Here is a 17,686-nt window from a genome sequence, read left to right as displayed (position 1 = left end):
GCGTCAGGCGGGGCGTCCGGTCCGGCGCCCCGCCCCTACCGCAGATGCTCGTCCCGCAGCATCGGGGCGGGCGCGTCGCCCGATCCGCCTTCTCCCAGGAAGAACAGGTTGCGCAGGAAGCCCGGGGCGAGCACCGCCAGCGGGTTGACCGAGACGTCGGGGTCGGCCAGCGGCCCCTGCACCCGCCAGGTGGCGGAGAAGATGCCCTGCCCCTCGCCGCCGCTGAGGAGGTCGCCCAGCAGCGGGATCTGGCCGATCAGCCGGTTCAGCCCGTAGACCGGCACGATGGTGCCGCGCAGGTTGGCGGTCTCGGTCTGGATGTCGATGTCCCCTTCCAGCGTCAGGCCGAGCGCCGAGCCGGAGGTGCGCAGGTCGCGCAGGGTCAGCAGCCGCCCCTCCTTGCGGTAGCCGGCCGACAGCCGGCCGAACTGGATGCCCTTGCCGCCGCCCATCAGCTCGGCGAAGCCGGCGGGCGAGGCGGCGTTGAGGATACGGGCCAGCACCGGCGGGTCGATCAGCGTGTAGTCGGCGATCTCCACCGCCCCTTCGATCGCCGCGTCGGCGCGCGGCGCCACCGTATGGCCGGTGACGCGCAGCCGGCCGCCCTGCACCCGGTCGTTGAGGTCGAGCGCGCGCAGCGTCGTCCCCAGGTCGTCGGTCTGGATCGCCACCTGATAGACGCCTTTGGCGTCCGGCCGGTAGCGCAGGACGACCGGAACCTGGCCGCTGTGGCCGGTGACGTCCAGCAGGGTCCAGGCGGTCGGCCCGCGCCGCAGCGTGCCGGCGACCTGCGAGAGCTGCCGGCCCTCGCCGAACACCACGCGGCCCAGCCGGACGTCGAGGTCGAGCGGGGTCATCCGCCCCTCCTCGCCCAGGCCCGGACGGTCGGCGCCCTTGCGGCTCTTCCCACCCTTGCCGCCCCCCATCAGGCCGCGGGCGTCCAGGCTGGCGCCGCGGATGGTCCCGGCATAGCCGCCGCCCTCGGGCCGCACCGCGACGTCGATCTGCAGGTCGCTCGCCCCGGCCTGCAGCCGCGGCACCACCACGCGGGCGACGCGCTTGCCGCCGTCGGCCAGCTCGATGTTGGCGAGGCCCTTCAGGCCGCCGGCATCGACCGTCAGGCCGGACACGCGGGTCGGGCGGTCCTTGTCGAACTCCAGCGCCAGCTTGCCGCTGCCCGGCACGCCGGGCGGCTTCTCCCAGCCCAGCTCCGGGATCGACAGGCGCGTCTTCTCCAGGTTCAGCGCCGCCGTCAGGGCGAAGCGGTGGCGCTGGTCGATGGTGAAGATCATGTCGGCGCCCATCGGCCCCAGCACATGCTCCTCCAGGTCGATGCCGTGGCTGCGCAGGTCGGCGGCGTCCACGTCGCCCTTCACGGCGATGCGGGTGCGCGGCCCCTTGGCGGCGGAGGAGAACTGCTCCTTCCAGTCGACCGAGACGGGGATGCCGTCCAGCTTGGTGGTGCCCTTCACCGACATGCCGCCGAGGTCGAGCGCCAGGGCGAGGTCGCCGTCGGTGGCGTTCATCCCGGCAGCCACCTTCTCCACCGCGGCCCCCTTCAGCCGGCCGTTCACCGTCAGCTTCAGGTCCTCGGTCTTCAGGTCGGCCAGCAGCGGGAAGTTGAAGCGCAGCATCGCCTCGCCGGTGCCCTGGGTGCGCTTGGGGTCGAGGTCGAGCTTGCTGGGATAGCCCAGCGGCGGGCTGTCCAGCACGGTGAGGATGGAGCGGATCGGGCCGCTGACCGGCACCTGGATCTCCATCTCCTCCTTGCCGATGTCCAGGCCGCGGATCGCCATGTCGGCGTCGCCCACCCGGATGTCGCCGATCTGCCCGCCTCTGGTGCGGATGGTGAAGGTCTTGCCGTCGGTCGTCGCCTCCACCCCGACGCCGGTCACCGGCGGCAGCGGATGGAAATAGTCGGCCGTGACGTTCTCGCCGCGGATCACCGCCTCCAGCCGCGTGGCGTCGATCGCCGCGAGGTTGTCCAGCGGCCCCGCGAGCGACACGGTGGCCGTCGCCTCGGTCACCAGCCCGTGGCGGAGGTTCTTCGTCACCCACTCCCGCGCGTTGGGGCCGACCGGCTCCGGCCAGTAGCGGTGCAGATCGTCGAGCGGGACCGACTTCGCGGTGACCGTCGCCTCGGCGGCGAGCTGCCCGCCGCGGTCGGCCGCCTGCGCCCGCCCCTCCAGCCGCGGTCCCGGCGCCTCCGCCGTGCCGAGCGCCAGGGCGAAGCGGTCCACCGCCAGCACGCCGCTCGCCCGGTCGCCGGCCAGCCGCAGCGCGGCGGACGCCACGGGCTGCGGCTGCCCGCCGGACAGCGAGCGCTCGACGATGCGGCCGGCCCCGGCGGTGAGGTCGGCGGCGACCGCCAGCGGCTGGCGCCCGCCCTCCGGCGCCGGGGCGGACAGCGTCAGGCTGGCGGTTCCCGACAGCGGCAGGGCGGCGGCGGCGAGCGGCGCCAGCACCGGCGCCAGCCCGGCGAAGGCCGCCGGCTCCAGGTTGGCGAGGCGCAGCGACAGCGTCGCCCTGCGGTCGCGGTCCTCCGCCCCCTCCAGCTCCACGGCGGCGCTGCGGCCGGGCGTCGCCAGCGTCAGCCGGCCGCCGCCGGCCAGCCCCTCGCCGCCCTCGCGCAGGGTTCCCGTCGCGCCGAGCGTCAGCAGCTCGCCCCCCGCCGCGTCGCGCAGCCGCAGCGACAGCGCCGCCAGCTCGGCGCGCTGCCCGGCGACATCCAGCGTGCCGCGGGCGCTCAGCCCGGCGACGGCATAGGGCTCGGGCCGCAGCTCGGGGATCGTCGCGGTGCCCGGCGCGCCCTGCAGGTCGAAGGCGAGCGTCTCCGGCTCGAACCGTTCGTCGAGCCGCGCCTCGACCGTGCCGCCGAGCGGGACGCGGAGTCCCGCCAGCGGCGCCAGCCGCGGCCCCAGCGCGGCCAGCGCCGCCGGCTCCAGCCCGCCGAAACGCGTGGTGACGGTGGTCGTCCGCTCGCCCATGCGGTGGTCGGCCGTCGCCTCCATCGTCACCGGCGGGGCATCGGGTCCCTGCGCAAGGTCGAGCGTCAGCCGCGCCCGTCCCCGTGTCCCCTGCGCGTCGCGCGTCAGCGCCAGATCCAGCCGGCGCGCGTGCCAGGAGATGTCGAGCATCCGGTTGGTCACCGACAGGTCGGCGCCGGTGATGGACAGGCTGCGCAGGAGCCCCATCGGCTTGCCGATGTCCGGCGGCTGGCGCAGCAGCTCCAGCAGATCGTCGGCCAGCGTCGGGCCGGCGGCCGTCTCCGCCTCGGGCGGCGCCTCCCCGGTGCGGATGTCGAAGCTGATGCTGCCGTCCGCCCGCCGCACCGCGTTCAGCCGCGGCCGCACGAGGTCGAGCCGCGTCGGCGACAGCTTGCCGAGGAACAGGGCGGGGACCGAGAAGCCCACCCCCATCTCCGGCACGGCGGCCAGCTCCCGGCCCTCGGCGTTCACCGCCCGCACCCGGCGCGCGCGCAGGTCGAGCCGCCGCGGCCCGGCCCCGGCCTCGTTCACCTCCTCCTCGTCGGCGAGCGACAGGACCAGGTCGCCGACATGGACGGTGAAGCGGCCGTCCGGGTCGCTCAGCGCCCGTTCGACCTGCGGGATCAGCGGGTCGAGCGCGATCGGCCCTTCGGTCAGTCGCCAGACGAACAGCCCGCCGGCCGCCGTCACCAGGACGGCCGCACCCCCGAGGGTCCAGCCGAGAAGCTTCGCGGTGCGGCGGATCAAGCGACGCGGTCCTTGCCGGACGGGCGCCTCAGCCGGGCAGCGATCTTCTGTCCGTTGACGGGTGGCGGCACGGAGTGCAGGGTTCCGCCCAATCGATAAGCAGAGCGAACCATTCCCATGCCGACCGATCTCTCCTCCGCACAGCCGGCCCGCCCGCTTCCCCACCGGATTCCCCGGCCCTTCGACCCCGCCCAGGCCGAGCTGGGGCGCGACCGCTGGCGCCAGGAGGCGGCGAAGGCGGAGCCCGCCCTGCGGGAGTGGGCGGAGGGCTTCGCCGCCTCCGGCGAGGGGCAGGCGCTGATCGACGCGGTCTGCGGCAACAGCCCGTATCTCGGCCACATCCTGACCCGCGAGCTGGCCTGCGTCCGCCGCGCGGTGGAGGAGGGATACGACGCCCCCTTCGCCGCCCTGCTGGCGGATCTCGAGGCCGAATACGCCGGCGAGCGCAACATCGACCGGCTGATGGCCGGCCTGCGGCTCGCCAAGCGGCGGGCGGCGCTGCTGATCGCGCTGGCCGACATCACCGGCTCATGGCCGCTGCGCAAGGTCACGGGCGCGCTGTCCGACATGGCGGAAACGGCGGTGCGGCTGGCCGCGGCGCATCTGCTGCGCCGGGCCGCCGAGGCGGGCACGCTGACGCTGCCGGATCCGCAGCGACCGTGGGTGGGGTCGGGGCTGATCGTGCTTGCCATGGGGAAACTCGGTGCGCGCGAACTCAATTACTCCAGCGATATCGACCTGATCGTGCTGTACGACGATGCCGTCGTCCAAACGCCCCAGCCGGACAACCTCGCCCGCACGTTCATCCGTATCGCGCGCGATCTTGTCCGCATTATGGAGGAACGCACGAAGGACGGCTACGTCTTCCGCACGGATCTCCGTCTGCGGCCCGATCCGGGGGCGACGCCGCTGGCGGTTTCCGTCTCCGCCGCCGAAATTTATTACGGCAGCGTCGGCCAGAACTGGGAGCGGGCGGCGATGATCAAGGCCCGCCCCATCGCCGGCGATCCGGAGGCCGGGGCGCTGTTCGTCCGCTCGCTGGAGCCCTTCATCTGGCGCCGCAACCTCGACTTCGCCGCCATCCAGGACATCCATTCCATCAAGCGCCAGATCAACGCCCACAAGGGCCACCGCGAGGTGACGGTCAACGGCCACGACATCAAGGTCGGCCGCGGCGGCATCCGCGAGATCGAGTTCTTCGCCCAGACCCAGCAGCTCATCTTCGGCGGGCGCGACCCGCGGGTGCGCATCGCCCCGACGCTGCTCGCCAACCGGGCGCTCTGCGAGGTCGGCCGGGTGCCGCCGCAGACGGTGGAGGAGCTGGAGGAGGCCTACCAGTTCCTGCGCCGGGTCGAGCATCGCATCCAGATGATCGACGACCGCCAGACCCACCAGATCCCGGCCGACGACGACGGCGTGGCGCATCTCGCCTGCTTCCTCGGCTACGACGACGCGGACGGCTTCCGCGAGGAGCTGCTGGCCCGGCTCGGCCGCGTCGAGGACCGCTATGCCGAGCTGTTCGAGGAGGCGCCGTCTCTCTCCGGCCCCGGCAACCTCGTCTTCACCGGCACCGACGACGATCCCGGCACGGTGGAGACGCTGCGCGGCATGGGCTACCAGGACCCCAGCCGCGTCATCGCCGTCGTCTCCGCCTGGCACCGCGGACGCTACCGCGCCACCCGCTCCGGCCGCGCGCGGGAGCTGCTGACCGAGCTGGCCCCCGGCCTGCTGGCGGAGCTCGCCAAGACCCCGTCGCCCGACGACGCGCTGGTGAAGTTCGACGCCTTCCTCGGCCGGCTGCCGGCGGGGGTCGGGCTGTTCTCGCTCTTCGTCGCCAACCCGCGCCTGCTGACCCTGGTGGCGGAGGTGATGGGTACTGCGCCGCAACTCGCCGAGACGCTGTCGCGCAACCCGTCCCTGCTCGACGCGGTGCTGTCGCCCGACTTCTTCGACCCGCTGCCCGACGTCGCCGGGCTGCTGCCCGACCACGCCCGCTATCTCGCCACCGCGCGCGACTTCGAGGATGCGCTGACCCTGTCGCGCCGCTGGACCAACGACCAGCGCTTCCGCGCCGGCATCCACATCCTGCGCGGCATCACCGACGGCGACCGCTGCGGCCCCTTCCTGGCCGACCTCGCCGACGTGGTGGTCCCCGACCTCGCCCGCCGGGTGGAGGAGGAGTTCGCCCAGCGCCACGGCCATATGCCGGGCGGCGCCTGGGTCGTCGTCGCCATGGGCAAGCTGGGCAGCCGGCAGCTCACCGTCACCTCGGACATCGACCTGATCGTCGTCTACGACGTGCCGCCCGACGTGCGCCAGTCGGACGGGGCGAAGCCGCTGGCGCCCAACGAGTACTACATCAAGCTGACGCAGCGGCTGACCAACGCCATCACCGCGCCGATGGGCGACGGCCGCCTCTACGAGGTGGACATGCGGCTGCGCCCCTCGGGCAATTCCGGCCCGCTCGCCACCTCGCTCGACGCCTTCATCAACTATCAGGCGGCCGAGGCCTGGACCTGGGAGCAGATGGCGCTGACCCGCGCCCGTGTCATCGGCGGCGATCCCGGCCTGACGCAGCGGGTGAACGCCGCGGTGCGCGACGCGCTGACCGCCCCGCGCGACCCGGACAAGCTGCTGTGGGACGTCGCCGACATGCGCCGGCGCATCGACAAGGAGTTCGGCACCACCAACCCGTGGAACGTCAAGTACGCCCGCGGCGGGCTGATCGACATCGAGTTCATCGCCCAGTACCTCCAGCTCCGCCACGCCCACCGCCAGCCGGAGATCCTGGCGATCGGCACCGCCGGCGCGCTGCGCAACGCCGTGGCGGCCGGCCTGCTCGACCCGGCTGTCGGGCGGGAGCTCGAATCGACCCTGCGGGTCTGGCGGCGGGTGCAGGGCTTCCTGCGGTTGACCACGGCCGGCGTGCTCGACCCGCGGCAGGTGTCGCCCAGCCTGCTGGCCGGTCTGGCGCAAGCGGCCTTCCCGGATGAGGAACCCGTGGTTGACTTCGGGGAACTCGACACCAGAATCCGTCGCATCGCCGCCGGCGCCCATGACCATTTCAAGACCCTGGTCGAGGAGCCGGCGTCCCGCCTCACGCCTCCCGCGTCCAGACAGGATCAGGAACTGCCATGACCGTAGATGTCGGAACCCCCGCCCCGGACTTCACCCTGCCGACCGACGGCGGCGGCAGCGTCACGCTGTCGGCGCTGCGGGGCCGGACGGTGGTGCTGTATTTCTACCCGAAGGACGATACCTCCGGCTGCACCTCCGAGGCCTGCGGCTTCCGCGACAGCCTGCCCGACTTCACCGGCGTCGACGCCGTGGTGATCGGCGTGTCGAAGGACAGCGTCGCCAGCCACGACAAGTTCAAGGCGAAGCACGACCTGCCCTTCACGCTGGCCTCCGACACCGACGGCGCGGTGTGCGAGGCCTACGGCACCTGGGTCGAGAAGAGCATGTACGGCCGCAAGTACATGGGAATCGACCGCGCCACCTTCCTGATCGACAAGGAGGGCGTGGTGCGCAACGTCTGGCGCAAGGTCAAGGTGACCGGCCATGTCGATGCGGTGCTGAAGGCCGCGAAGGCGCTGTAACGCCGCCGGGCTTCCCGGCAATTGGACTTTCGTTCAGGGCGGGCGGGACCACGGCACGGTTCCCCCGCCCTTCTTCTGCGGCCGGATCCTTCCATGGTCGGTGCGGCGAAGAACCCGTGTCCGCGAACAGGCCGTAACCGATACAATCCGTCCGCTCCGCAAGAAGAGCACGGCCGGCCCGTCCGGATCGGCCGGGGTCCTGGTGCTGCCCGATGGAAGCATCCCCGCAAGTTAAGGAAACGGCATCATGGCACGCATGAGTCTGTCGATCGTTCCGCTCGCCGCCGGGCTGGCGCTCGTCGCCCTTCCGGCGCTCGCCGACCGCTCCACCCCGGAGCAGGCCAAGGCGCTCGCCACCGAGGCGGCCGCCTATCTGAAGGAGAAGGGGCCGGCCGCCGCCGCAGCAGCCTTCAACGACCCCAAGGGCGCCTTCGTCCGCAAGGACCTCTATGTCTTCGTCTTCGACTCCAAGGGGCACTATGTCGCCTCCGGCGCCAATCCGAAGCTGGCGGGAACCGACGCCTCCGGCCTCAAGGATGCCGAGGGCAGGCCGATCGTCGCCAGCATGATGGAAGTCACCAAGGCCAGCCCGTCCGGCGTGGTCGAGTATGTCTGGCTGAACCGCACCAGCAACAAGGTAGAGCACAAGCACTCCTATGTGATCCGCGAGGGAGAATACCTCGTCGGCAGCGGCTATTACTCCGATTGACGGCGTAGAGGGCGGCAAAGGGGCCGGACGGAAGGGCCGGCCCCGCCCGATCGCACCGGGCGCTCCCGAAGGGGACGGTGGAGCGGGCTATCCTCCGGACAACCGGCTGTACGACAAACGCACGCAGGCGAAATCACACGCCTCGGCCTAAGGTTCATGACCATCAGGTCAGTGCCGCGTCCGTCGCCATCGGTTCGATCACGGGACCCGTCTCCATGAATGTCGCGAACATTGCCCGGCGGCTGGCTGCCGGCGAGCTTCACTATGCCCTCGGCCGCTTCGAGAGCGTCCGGCGCGGGTTCAGCGCCCTGCGCCGCCTGCGCTCAGCCCGGTCCCGTGCCCCGCTCGGCCCGCCGGTGCCGCTGCCGCCCCTGCCGACCTCGCTGTTCGGCGGCACGACCGCCACCCGCGCCCTCGACGACCTCCGGCGCGACTCCATCGCCTTCGGCTTCGACCTGCCGGCCCCGCTGGTGGCGGATCTGGTGGAGTTCGCCGAACACTCGCCTTTGCGGGCGCGCGGCGGCGAGCACCTCTTCTTCCGCAGCCAGGTGCAGGACGGCCGCCTCCCCGATGGCAGGCCGGTGGTGATCGCCAGCGTACCCGACCCGCTGGAGAACGCGGCGGTGCGGCGGATCTGCCGCGACCCGCTGCTGCTGGAGTCCTGCACCGCCTTCCTCGGCTACCAGCCGCGCAAGATCATCCCGCGCCTGTTCTGGAGCTTCGTCACCAGCGCCTCCGACGACGAGCGGCGGCGGCTCGGCCAGACCATCGACTGGCACTTCGACGTGCATGACCTGAACTTCTGCTCGGCGCAGTTCTACCTGACCGACGTGGCCGCCGGCACCGGCGCCCATGCGCTGGTCCGCGGCTCGCACCGCGGCAAGTCGCTGCGCATGCTGCTGGGCTCGGCCAACGCCAGCGACGCCGAGGTCTTCGCCCGCTACAGCCGCGACCGCATCCTGGTGGTGGAGGGGAAGGCCGGTACCGGCTTCATCGAGGACACCTCCTGCTACCACAAGGCCCTCGCCCCCGCCGACCGCGACCGGCTGATGCTGCAGCTCTGGATCAGCTAGAGGCCGGCGGACGGCGGCGAGGGCTCCCTCTCCCGCCCGTTTCCGGCCCGTTTCGGGAAGGCGTTGAACGGGAGCGGGGCGCCTTCTACAGTAGGGACGTCCTCACCCCGTGCCGCGCCCGCCGCATTGTGCATCCCTCGCACAACGGCGGCACACGAACGGTTCCCGTAACCGCTTGGAATGGAAGGGGGAAGGCGGAAAAACGCCATTGTGCGCGCGATGATCGCCGCACAACGCGCACAAGCGGGCCCGACGCAGACCCGCTCGGCGGCGCCGGCCGCCGCGCCGACGCAGCGCGGGCATTCCTTGACCCCGCGGGGGCGGCTCCATATTTTGACGGTTTGCCGCACCCTGTCTGGAATCGTCGCCGAGTCGCCATGGCCGTCCTCAGCATCCTCGTCGCCCCCCACCCCGTCCTGAAGCAGAAGGCGAAGCCCGTCGAGAAGGTCGATGCGCGCGTCGCCCGGCTGATGGACGACATGGTGGAGACCATGTACGCCGCCAAGGGCATCGGCCTTGCCGCACCGCAGGTCGGCCTGCTCGACCGCGTGATCGTGGTGGACGTGCACGAGAAGGGGGAGAAGCCGAACCCCATCCGCCTCGCCAACCCTGAGATCGTCTGGTCCTCGGACGAGAAGGCGGTGTGCGAGGAAGGCTGCCTGTCGGTGCCGGAGCAGTATGCCGAGGTGACCCGGCCGAAGGCGATCCGCGTGCGCTATCTCGACGAGCAGAACGAGATCCGCGAGATCGAGGCGGACGGCATGCTCGCCACCTGCATCCAGCACGAGATCGACCACCTGAACGGCGTCCTGTTCGTCGACTACCTGTCCTCGCTGAAGCGCAACATGATCCTGCGCAAGGTGCAGAAGCAGGCCCGCACCCCCGCCTGAGCCGACCGCAGCCGCCGTCCACCGAGGTCGCCATGACCAAGCTCCGCCTCGTCTTCATGGGCACGCCCGACTTCGCCGTGCCCAGCCTCTCCGCGCTGATCGGGGCCGGGCATGAGGTCGTCTGCGCCTACAGCCAGCCGCCCCGTCCCGCCGGCCGCGGCCAGCAGGTGCAGGCGTCGCCCGTCCACCGCTTCGCCGAGGCGCACGGCATCCCGGTGCGCACGCCCAGGAGCCTGCGCAACGCCGAGGCGCAGGCCGAGTTCGCCGCCCTGGCCGCCGACGCCGCGGTGGTCGCCGCCTATGGGCTGATCCTGCCGCAGCCGGTGCTGGACGCGCCGCGGCTGGGCTGCCTGAACGTCCATGGCTCGCTGCTGCCGCGCTGGCGCGGCGCCGCCCCGATCCAGCGGTCGATCCTGGCCGGCGACGCCGAGACGGGCATCACCATCATGCAGATGGACGCCGGGCTCGACACCGGGGCCATGCTGCTGAAGGGGGCGGTGCCGATCACGGCGGAGACCACCGCCAGCACGCTGCACGACGCGCTGGCCGCGTTGGGCGCCCGGCTGATCGTCGCCGCGCTCGACGGGCTCGCCGCCGGCACCCTCGCCGCGGAACCGCAGCCGGAGGAGGGCGTCACCTATGCCGCCAAGCTGACGCGCGACGACGGCCGGCTCGACTGGAGCCGCGAGGCCGCCCATGTCGAGCGGCAGGTGCGGGCGCTCACCCCCTGGCCGGGCTGCTGGTTCGACGCCCCCACCGCCCAGGGCGGTGTGGAGCGCATCAAGGTCCTCAAGGCCGAGCCGGCGCCCGACGCGCCGCCGGCGGCTCCCGGCACCGTGCTGGACGACCGGCTGGCCATCGCCTGCGCCGACGGGGCGGTACGGCTGACGCTGGTGCAGCGGCCGGGCAAGGCGCCGGTCGACGGCGCCGCCTTCCTGCGCGGCTTCGCCCTGCCCCCCGGCTCCCGCCTCGACGCCGCGTGATGCAGCGCTGGAAACTGACCGTCGAGTATGACGGCCGGCCCTTCGTCGGCTGGCAGCGCCAGGACAACGGCCCCTCCGTCCAGCAGTCGCTGGAGGAGGCGCTGCAGCGCCTGTCCGGCGAGACGGTCCGCGTCCACGCCTCCGGCCGGACCGATGCCGGCGTCCATGCGCTGGGGCAGGTCGTCCACTTCGACCTGGAGAAGCCGTTCGCCGGGCTGAAGCTGCGCGACGCGCTGAACCACCACCTGAAGCCGGCGCCGGTCGCCGTCCTGCTGGCGGAGGAGGTGCCGGACGACTTCCACGCCCGCCTCTCCTGCCTCGGCCGTTCCTATGTCTTCCGCATCGTCAACCGGCGGGCGCCGCTGGCGCTCGACGCCGGGCGTGCCTGGCACGTCCAGCGCCCGCTCGACGCCGAGGCGATGAACCTGGCGGCCCGGCACCTGATCGGCCAGCACGACTTCACCAGCTTCCGCGCCGCCCTCTGCCAGGCCAAGTCGCCGGTGAAGACGCTCGACCGGCTGGAGGTGGAGCGGCAGGGCGACGAGCTGCGCATCCACGCCGCCGCCCGGTCCTTCCTGCACCATCAGGTCCGCAACATGGTCGGCACGCTGGAACTGGTCGGGGCGGGCAAGTGGCAGCCGGACGACGTCCGCCGGGCGCTGGAGGCGCGCGACCGCGCCAAGGCCGGGCCGACCGCTCCGCCGGACGGGTTGTATTTCGTCTCCGCCCGCTACTGACAGAGGGCCGGATAGTCGGTACGCTGAAGCATCTTCCGGCCTTCGGCGTTTCCCGTGCTTCGACCCCTCCTGCTCCTGCTCGCGGCACTGCTCCTGCTGTCCGGCTGCGGCGTCGACGCCGACCAGCGGGAGCTGTGCGGCCGGCTGATCCCGGCCTTCGACTCCGAGCCGCCGGAACGGCTGTCCGCCCGCACCGAACCGGGCGACGGCCGGACCCTCCGGCTCGACTACCGTGCCGGCGGGCAGGACCGCTGGATCGCCTGCCGCTTCGCCGGCACCGTCTTCCAGGCCGGCCACCGCGAGCTGACGGGGGTGGCGACCGACCGCAACGGCTGGCTGGACGACATGCGTTTCGCCATGCTGCGGCTGTGGGCCGGCCAGCGCCTGCCGGTGGCCGACGCGGCGGAGGAGAGCGCCGCCCGCTCCGCCCCCGCCTCCTGGCGGCCGGTGCTGTTCCTGCTGCAGCAGACCATCAACGCCATCACCGTCGCCTGCGTCTACGGGCTGCTCGCCCTCGGCTACACGCTGGTCTACGCCATCGTCGGCCAGATCAACCTCGCGATGGGCGAGCTGACGATGCTCGGCGCCATGATGACGGCGCTGGGGGCGGCGGCGCTCGGCCTTGCCGGGCTGGCGACCTGGCCGCCGGCCATCCTCGCCGTGCTGGTCACCGCCATGGGCTTCACGGCGGTACAGGGCTGGGCGATGGACCGTCTGGTCTTCCGCCGCCTCCGCGGCCTGCGGAGCCACACGCCGCTGATCGCCGCCATCGGCCTGACCATGGCCTATCAGGAGGGGGTGCGGCTGCTGCAGGGCGCGCGCGACTGGTGGCCGGCCCCGATCCTCGACGACCGGCACGAGCTGCTGACCGACGGCGGCTTCACCGTCACCGCCCTGACCTCGCAGTTCGCCATCCTCGGGCTGACCGGCGGGCTCTACGCGCTGCTCTGGGGGATCATGCAGAGGACCGCCTACGGCCGGGCGCACCGCGCCTGCACCGACGATGCCGCCGCGGCCGAGCTGGTGGGGGTGGACGTCAACCGCACCGTCGCCATCACCTTCGTGATCGGCGGCGGCCTCGCCTCGGTGGCCGGGTCGGTAATCGCGCTCTACTACGGCGGGATCAACTTCTTCACCGGCTATCTGGTCGGCTTCAAGGCCCTGGCCGCCGCGGTGGTCGGCGGCATCGGCTCGGTCCCCGGCGCGATGCTGGGCGGCGCCCTGCTGGGGCTGGTCGAGACCTTCTGGTCCGCCTATTTCGCCCTGGCCTACAAGGACATCGTCGCCTTCGGCCTGCTGACCCTGTTCCTGATCTACCGCCCCAACGGCCTGCTGGGCACCGACCGGAACCGGGGGGACTGAGGGGGGCGTCGTTACACAGCGTTACAGGACCCACCCCCTCCGGACACAGGCCCGTTACAGGAGCATGGTGCAATGCCCCTTGTAGTCGAAGGGACTATCCAGGGATGGAGGCGACCATGAGGAGCCTGTGGAAGATGGCGGCCCTGACCGGCGCGGCGCTGGTCCTGGCCGGAGGCATGGCGTTCGCCCAGGGGCCGGGCCCCGGCGGCGGCATGGGCCAGGGGATGGGTCAGGGACAGGGCACGGGGCGGGGCATGGGACCCGGTGCCGGGGGCCAGGGCATCCTGCAGTGGCTCGACACCAACGGCGACGGCGCCGTCAGCCGGGACGAGTTCATCAACGCACCGCGGGGCGGCCCCGGCTCCGCCACCGACATCGCCAAGGAGCATCGGGCTGCGCGCTTCAAGCAGTTCGACCGCAACGGCGACGGCAAGCTGACCGCCGACGAGTTCCAGGCGGGCGGGTATCGACAGTAGCGGCGCCGGCTCCGGACATGCGAAAGGGGGCCCGCGGAACAGGCCCCCTTTGGTTGGACACCGGTCGGAAACCGGGGCTCAGTCCAGCGTGCGCACGTCGGTCAGGTGGCCGGTCACCGCCGCCGCAGCGGCCATGGCCGGGCTGACGAGGTGGGTGCGGCCGCCGCGGCCCTGGCGGCCCTCGAAGTTGCGGTTGGAGGTCGAGGCGCTGCGCTCGCCCGGCGCCAGGCGGTCGGCGTTCATGGCGAGGCACATGGAGCAGCCGGGCTCACGCCACTCGAAGCCGGCCTCGAGGAACACCTCGTGCAGGCCTTCCTGCTCCGCCTGCTCCTTGACGAGGCCGGAGCCGGGAACCACCAGGGCGCGCACGCCCGCGGCGACCTTGCGGCCCTTGGCGATCTCGGCGGCGGCGCGCAGATCCTCGATGCGGCCGTTGGTGCAGGAGCCGATGAACACCGTGTCGACCTTCACCGACGACAGCGGCTGGCCGGGCTCGAGACCCATGTAGGCCAGCGAGCGCTCGACGGCAGCGCGCTTGCCCGCGTCGGCGACGTCGGCCGGGTTCGGCACGGTCGCGGTGATCGGCAGCACGTCCTCCGGGCTGGTGCCCCAGGTCACCTGCGGCGCGATGTCGGCGGCGTTCAGCACGACGGTGGTGTCGTAGACGGCCCCCTCGTCCGACGGCAGCGTCTTCCAGTAGGCGACGGCCTGCTCCCAGGCGCCGGCCTTCGGCGCCAGCGCGCGGCCCTTCACATACTCGAAGGTCTTCTCGTCCGGGGCGATCAGGCCGGCGCGGGCGCCCGCCTCGATGGCCATGTTGCAGACGGTCATGCGGCCTTCCATCGACAGCGAGCGGATGGCGTCGCCCGCGAACTCGATGACGTGGCCGGTGCCGCCGGCGGTGCCGATCCTGCCGATGATCGCCAGGACGACGTCCTTGGCGGTCACGCCCGGCAGCAGCTCGCCGTCGACGCGGATCAGCATGTTCTTGGCCGGCTTCTGCAGCAGGGTCTGGGTGGCCAGCACATGCTCCACCTCCGACGTGCCGATGCCGAAGGCGAGAGCGCCGAAGGCGCCGTGCGTGGCGGTGTGGCTGTCGCCGCAGACGATGGTCGCACCCGGCAGCGTGAAGCCCTGCTCCGGCCCGACGATATGGACGATGCCCTGGCGGACGTCGTCCATCGGGAAGTAGCGGATGCCGAAGTCCCGGGCGTTCCTGTCCAGCGTCTCGACCTGGATGCGGCTTTCCTCTTCGACGATGCCCTTCGAGCGGTCGGTGGTCGGCACGTTGTGGTCCGGCACGGCCAGCGTCGCCTCCGGACGGCGCACCTTGCGGCCGGCCACGCGAAGCCCCTCGAAAGCCTGCGGGCTGGTCACTTCATGGACAAGATGGCGGTCGATATAGAGGATGCAGGTGCCGTCCTCCTGACGGTGGACGACGTGGCTGTCCCAGATCTTGTCGAAAAGCGTGCGCGGCTTGGACATCGCGGAATCTCTCTCGGGAAACGACAGGTGCCAGGTGAACAGAGGCCGCACAATAGCCTTCTGTCGCGGCGGGGACAAGTATGGTCAACCGTCTTTCGCCGCAGCCCTGTCAGGCGCAACTTTGTGGCGCAGGCAGGGCTGTGGCGGTCCGGCGGCCGGGCCGGATCACGGAAGCATCTTGCCCGGATTCATCAGCCCCTTGGGATCGAGGGCGGCCTTGACGGCGCGCAGCAGGTCGAACTCCACCGGCCCCTTGATGACCGGCATCTCGTCCTTCTTGAAGCGGCCGATGCCGTGCTCGGCGGAGATCGAGCCGTCGAGCGCGAAGATCACCTCGTTCACCACATGGCAGATCTCGTCCCAGCGGGCGAGATAGGCGGCGGTGTCGGCCCCCTCCGGCTGGCTGAGGTTGAAGTGGATGTTGCCGTCGCCGACATGGCCGAAGGGGGTCGGCCGGATGCCCGGGCAGGCGGCCTCCACCGCGGCCTGCGCCCGCTCGATGAACTCGGCGACGCGGGAGACCGGGACGGACACGTCGTTCTTGATCGAGCCGCCCTCGTGCTTCTGCGCCTCGACGATCGCCTCGCGCAGGAACCAGAGCTGCTTGGCTTGGGTCTCCGACTGGGCAATGACCGCGTCGGTGGCGAGCTCCGCCTCGAACGCCTCGCCCAGCGCGGTCTCCACCGCCTCGCGGAAGGCATCCGACCTCGTGCCGGAGGTCAGCTCGGTCAGCACATACCAGGGCGACGGCTCCGACAGCGGGTCGAAGCTGCCGCCGACATGCCGGATCGCGAACTCCAGGCAGCGGCGCGACATCAGCTCGAAGGCCGACACGGCGTCGCCCGTCGCCTCGCGCAGCCGGGCCAGCAGTTCCACGGCGGCGGCCGGCGAGGGGACGGCGACGAAGGCGGTCTCCGACTGGCGCGGGCGCGGGAACAGCTTCAGCACGGCGCCGGTGATGATGCCCAGCGTGCCTTCCGCCCCGGCGAACAGGTTCTTCAGGTCGTAGCCGGTGTTGTTCTTGCGCAGCCGGCGCAGGCCGTCCCAGACGCGCCCGTCCGGCAGCACCACCTCCAGCCCCAGCACCAGCTCGCGGGCGTTGCCGTAGCGCAGCACGTTGATGCCGCCGGCGTTGGTGGAGATCAGGCCGCCGATCTGCGCCGTGCCCTCCGCCCCCAGGCTCAGCGGGAACAGCCGGTCGACGTCGGCCGCCGCACCCTGAATGGTGGTCAGCACCACGCCGGCATCGACCGTCATGGTGTAGTTCAGCGGGTCGATGTCGCGGATGCGGTTCATGCGCGACAGGCTCAGCACGATCTCCCTCCCCTCCTCGTAGGGGATGGAGCCGCCGACGAGGCTGGTGTTGCCGCCCTGCGGCACGATGGGGATGCCCGCCTCGGCGCAGACCCGGACGACGGCCGCCACCTCCTCCGTGCTGGCCGGACGCACCACCGCCGGGCTGCTGCCCTTGAAGCGTCCCCGCCATTCCGCGAGGTAGGGGGCCATGTCCCCCGGCTCGGTCAGGATGCCGTTGGCACCCACGATGGCGCGGATCTGGTCGAGAGCGGCGGCGACGGTCATGGCAGGGCAGTCCGGTGATGGGTTGCAGGAGCGCGCGTCCGTTCTACAGCCTGCGCCATCGCATTTCTATCGCCGAGAAGGCCGCACCGCCGCGGGCTTGGCCCGGACGGCTGCCCTTCCTTATAAGCCGTTCGGCCTGATGCACGGAAAGGTGGAAGAGACTACCCTGGCCGCAGCGGGCCGCCGCCAGATGCGTGGCCCGATCCGACCATGGTCAGCACGATGTCATCGCATCCCCCGTCTCCCGCCGACCGTCCGCCCTCCCTGCCCGTCGGCTGGGCGGAGCGTCTTGCCGGCTATCGCTGGACCCGGCAGACCATCGGCTGCTCCGGCGCCGCCGTGTTCCGGCTCGAGGCCACGGACCGCCCGCCCCTGTTCGTCAAGACCGAACCCGCCGGCCCGCTCGCCGAGCTGCGGGACGAGACGGCCCGCATGCGCTGGCTGGAGACGGTCGGCGTGCCGGCGCCTCGAGTCATCGACGCCGCGGCAACGGCTGACCGCGACTGGCTGCTGATGACGGCTGTGGCCGGCCACGACCTCGCCTCCGAACAGCGTCCCGAGCCCGCGAGGATCGTCCGCCTCGCCGCCGAGGCCCTGCGCAGCCTGCACCGGATCGACCGGGCCGCCTGCCCCTTCGATCACAGCGCCGGCGTCCGGATCGCCCATGCCCGGGCACGGATGGAGGCCGGGCTGGTCGAGGAGGAGGATTACGAGGGGAAGGAGGACGGCCGGACGGTGGGCGAGCTGTTCGCCCTGCTCGTCGCCGGGCGCCCGCGGACGGAGGATCTCGTCGTCACCCACGGCGACGCCTGCCTGCCGAACCTCATGGCGGAGGATGGGGCGTTCACCGGCTTCATCGACGTCGGGCGCCTGGGGATCGCCGACCGCCACCAGGATCTCGCGCTGGCGACCCGCGACATCGCCGAGGAGCTGGGAGAGGCATGGATCGCCCCCTTCCTCGACCGCTACGGCATCGCCGCGGATCCGGCGAAGATGCGCTTCTACCGCCTGCTCGACGAGTTCTTCTGAGGCATTCCGTCCCGACGGGCGCGGGCGC

General features: G+C 72.0%; 13 protein-coding genes. 10 read left to right on the top strand and 3 right to left on the bottom strand.

The window, feature by feature from the left end:
* Positions 1-35: 35 nt before the first annotated feature.
* The gene (locus DEW08_RS09765; protein ID WP_109326616.1) at positions 36-3,734 is read right to left on the bottom strand and encodes a YhdP family protein; all 3,699 of its coding nucleotides are present in this window, start codon (positions 3,732-3,734) and stop codon (positions 36-38) included.
* Between the two features lie 117 nt (positions 3,735-3,851).
* Between DEW08_RS09765 and DEW08_RS09760 the strand changes: the two genes are divergently transcribed.
* From DEW08_RS09760 to DEW08_RS31120, 9 genes are all read left to right on the top strand, one after another.
* Entirely contained in the window at positions 3,852-6,872 is a 3,021-nt protein-coding gene (locus DEW08_RS09760; protein ID WP_109326615.1) for a bifunctional [glutamine synthetase] adenylyltransferase/[glutamine synthetase]-adenylyl-L-tyrosine phosphorylase, read from the top strand.
* Positions 6,869-7,333, top strand: coding sequence for a thioredoxin-dependent thiol peroxidase (gene bcp, locus DEW08_RS09755; RefSeq protein ID WP_109326614.1), 465 nt, complete (start codon positions 6,869-6,871; stop codon positions 7,331-7,333). The genes DEW08_RS09760 and bcp overlap by 4 nt, the downstream gene beginning before the upstream one ends.
* Before the next feature lie 247 nt (positions 7,334-7,580).
* Positions 7,581-8,042 (top strand): cache domain-containing protein, encoded by a 462-nt coding sequence (locus DEW08_RS09750; protein WP_109326612.1) that lies wholly within the window; start codon positions 7,581-7,583, stop codon positions 8,040-8,042.
* A 215-nt stretch (positions 8,043-8,257) separates the two neighbouring features.
* A complete protein-coding gene (locus DEW08_RS09745) occupies positions 8,258-9,115 on the top strand; it encodes a phytanoyl-CoA dioxygenase family protein (protein WP_109326605.1) in 858 nt (285 codons plus the stop codon).
* 377 nt (positions 9,116-9,492) lie between these two features.
* The gene (gene def, locus DEW08_RS09740; RefSeq protein WP_109326604.1) at positions 9,493-10,005 is read left to right on the top strand and encodes a peptide deformylase; all 513 of its coding nucleotides are present in this window, start codon (positions 9,493-9,495) and stop codon (positions 10,003-10,005) included.
* 32 nt (positions 10,006-10,037) lie between these two features.
* Positions 10,038-10,988: a methionyl-tRNA formyltransferase gene (fmt, locus tag DEW08_RS09735; RefSeq protein WP_109326603.1), complete on the top strand. Its 951-nt coding sequence runs from the start codon at positions 10,038-10,040 to the stop codon at positions 10,986-10,988.
* A complete protein-coding gene (gene truA / locus DEW08_RS09730; RefSeq protein ID WP_109326602.1) occupies positions 10,988-11,725 on the top strand; it encodes a tRNA pseudouridine(38-40) synthase TruA in 738 nt (245 codons plus the stop codon). The genes fmt and truA overlap by 1 nt, the downstream gene beginning before the upstream one ends.
* Positions 11,726-11,779: 54 nt before the next feature.
* On the top strand, positions 11,780-13,087 hold the full coding sequence (locus tag DEW08_RS09725) for a branched-chain amino acid ABC transporter permease (RefSeq protein WP_109326601.1): 1,308 nt from the start codon (positions 11,780-11,782) through the stop codon (positions 13,085-13,087).
* Positions 13,088-13,203: 116 nt separating this feature from the next.
* Entirely contained in the window at positions 13,204-13,563 is a 360-nt protein-coding gene (locus DEW08_RS31120; RefSeq protein ID WP_168220330.1) for an EF-hand domain-containing protein, read from the top strand.
* Positions 13,564-13,641: 78 nt separating this feature from the next.
* Here the strand turns inward: DEW08_RS31120 and leuC are convergent, their stop codons facing one another.
* Positions 13,642-15,048 (bottom strand): 3-isopropylmalate dehydratase large subunit, encoded by a 1,407-nt coding sequence (gene leuC / locus DEW08_RS09715; protein ID WP_109326598.1) that lies wholly within the window; start codon positions 15,046-15,048, stop codon positions 13,642-13,644.
* A 165-nt stretch (positions 15,049-15,213) separates the two neighbouring features.
* On the bottom strand, positions 15,214-16,629 hold the full coding sequence (locus tag DEW08_RS09710) for an FAD-binding oxidoreductase (RefSeq protein ID WP_109326597.1): 1,416 nt from the start codon (positions 16,627-16,629) through the stop codon (positions 15,214-15,216).
* 222 nt (positions 16,630-16,851) lie between these two features.
* Here DEW08_RS09710 and DEW08_RS09705 point away from each other — a divergent pair, with 222 nt between their 5' ends.
* The gene (locus DEW08_RS09705) at positions 16,852-17,658 is read left to right on the top strand and encodes an APH(3')-II family aminoglycoside O-phosphotransferase (protein WP_109329702.1); all 807 of its coding nucleotides are present in this window, start codon (positions 16,852-16,854) and stop codon (positions 17,656-17,658) included.
* Positions 17,659-17,686 lie beyond the last annotated feature (28 nt).

Source organism: Azospirillum thermophilum (assembly GCF_003130795.1).
Taxonomy (GTDB): domain Bacteria; phylum Pseudomonadota; class Alphaproteobacteria; order Azospirillales; family Azospirillaceae; genus Azospirillum; species Azospirillum thermophilum.
Note: the sequence above shows the minus strand (reverse complement) of the source record. Positions and strands in the feature narration are given on the sequence as shown.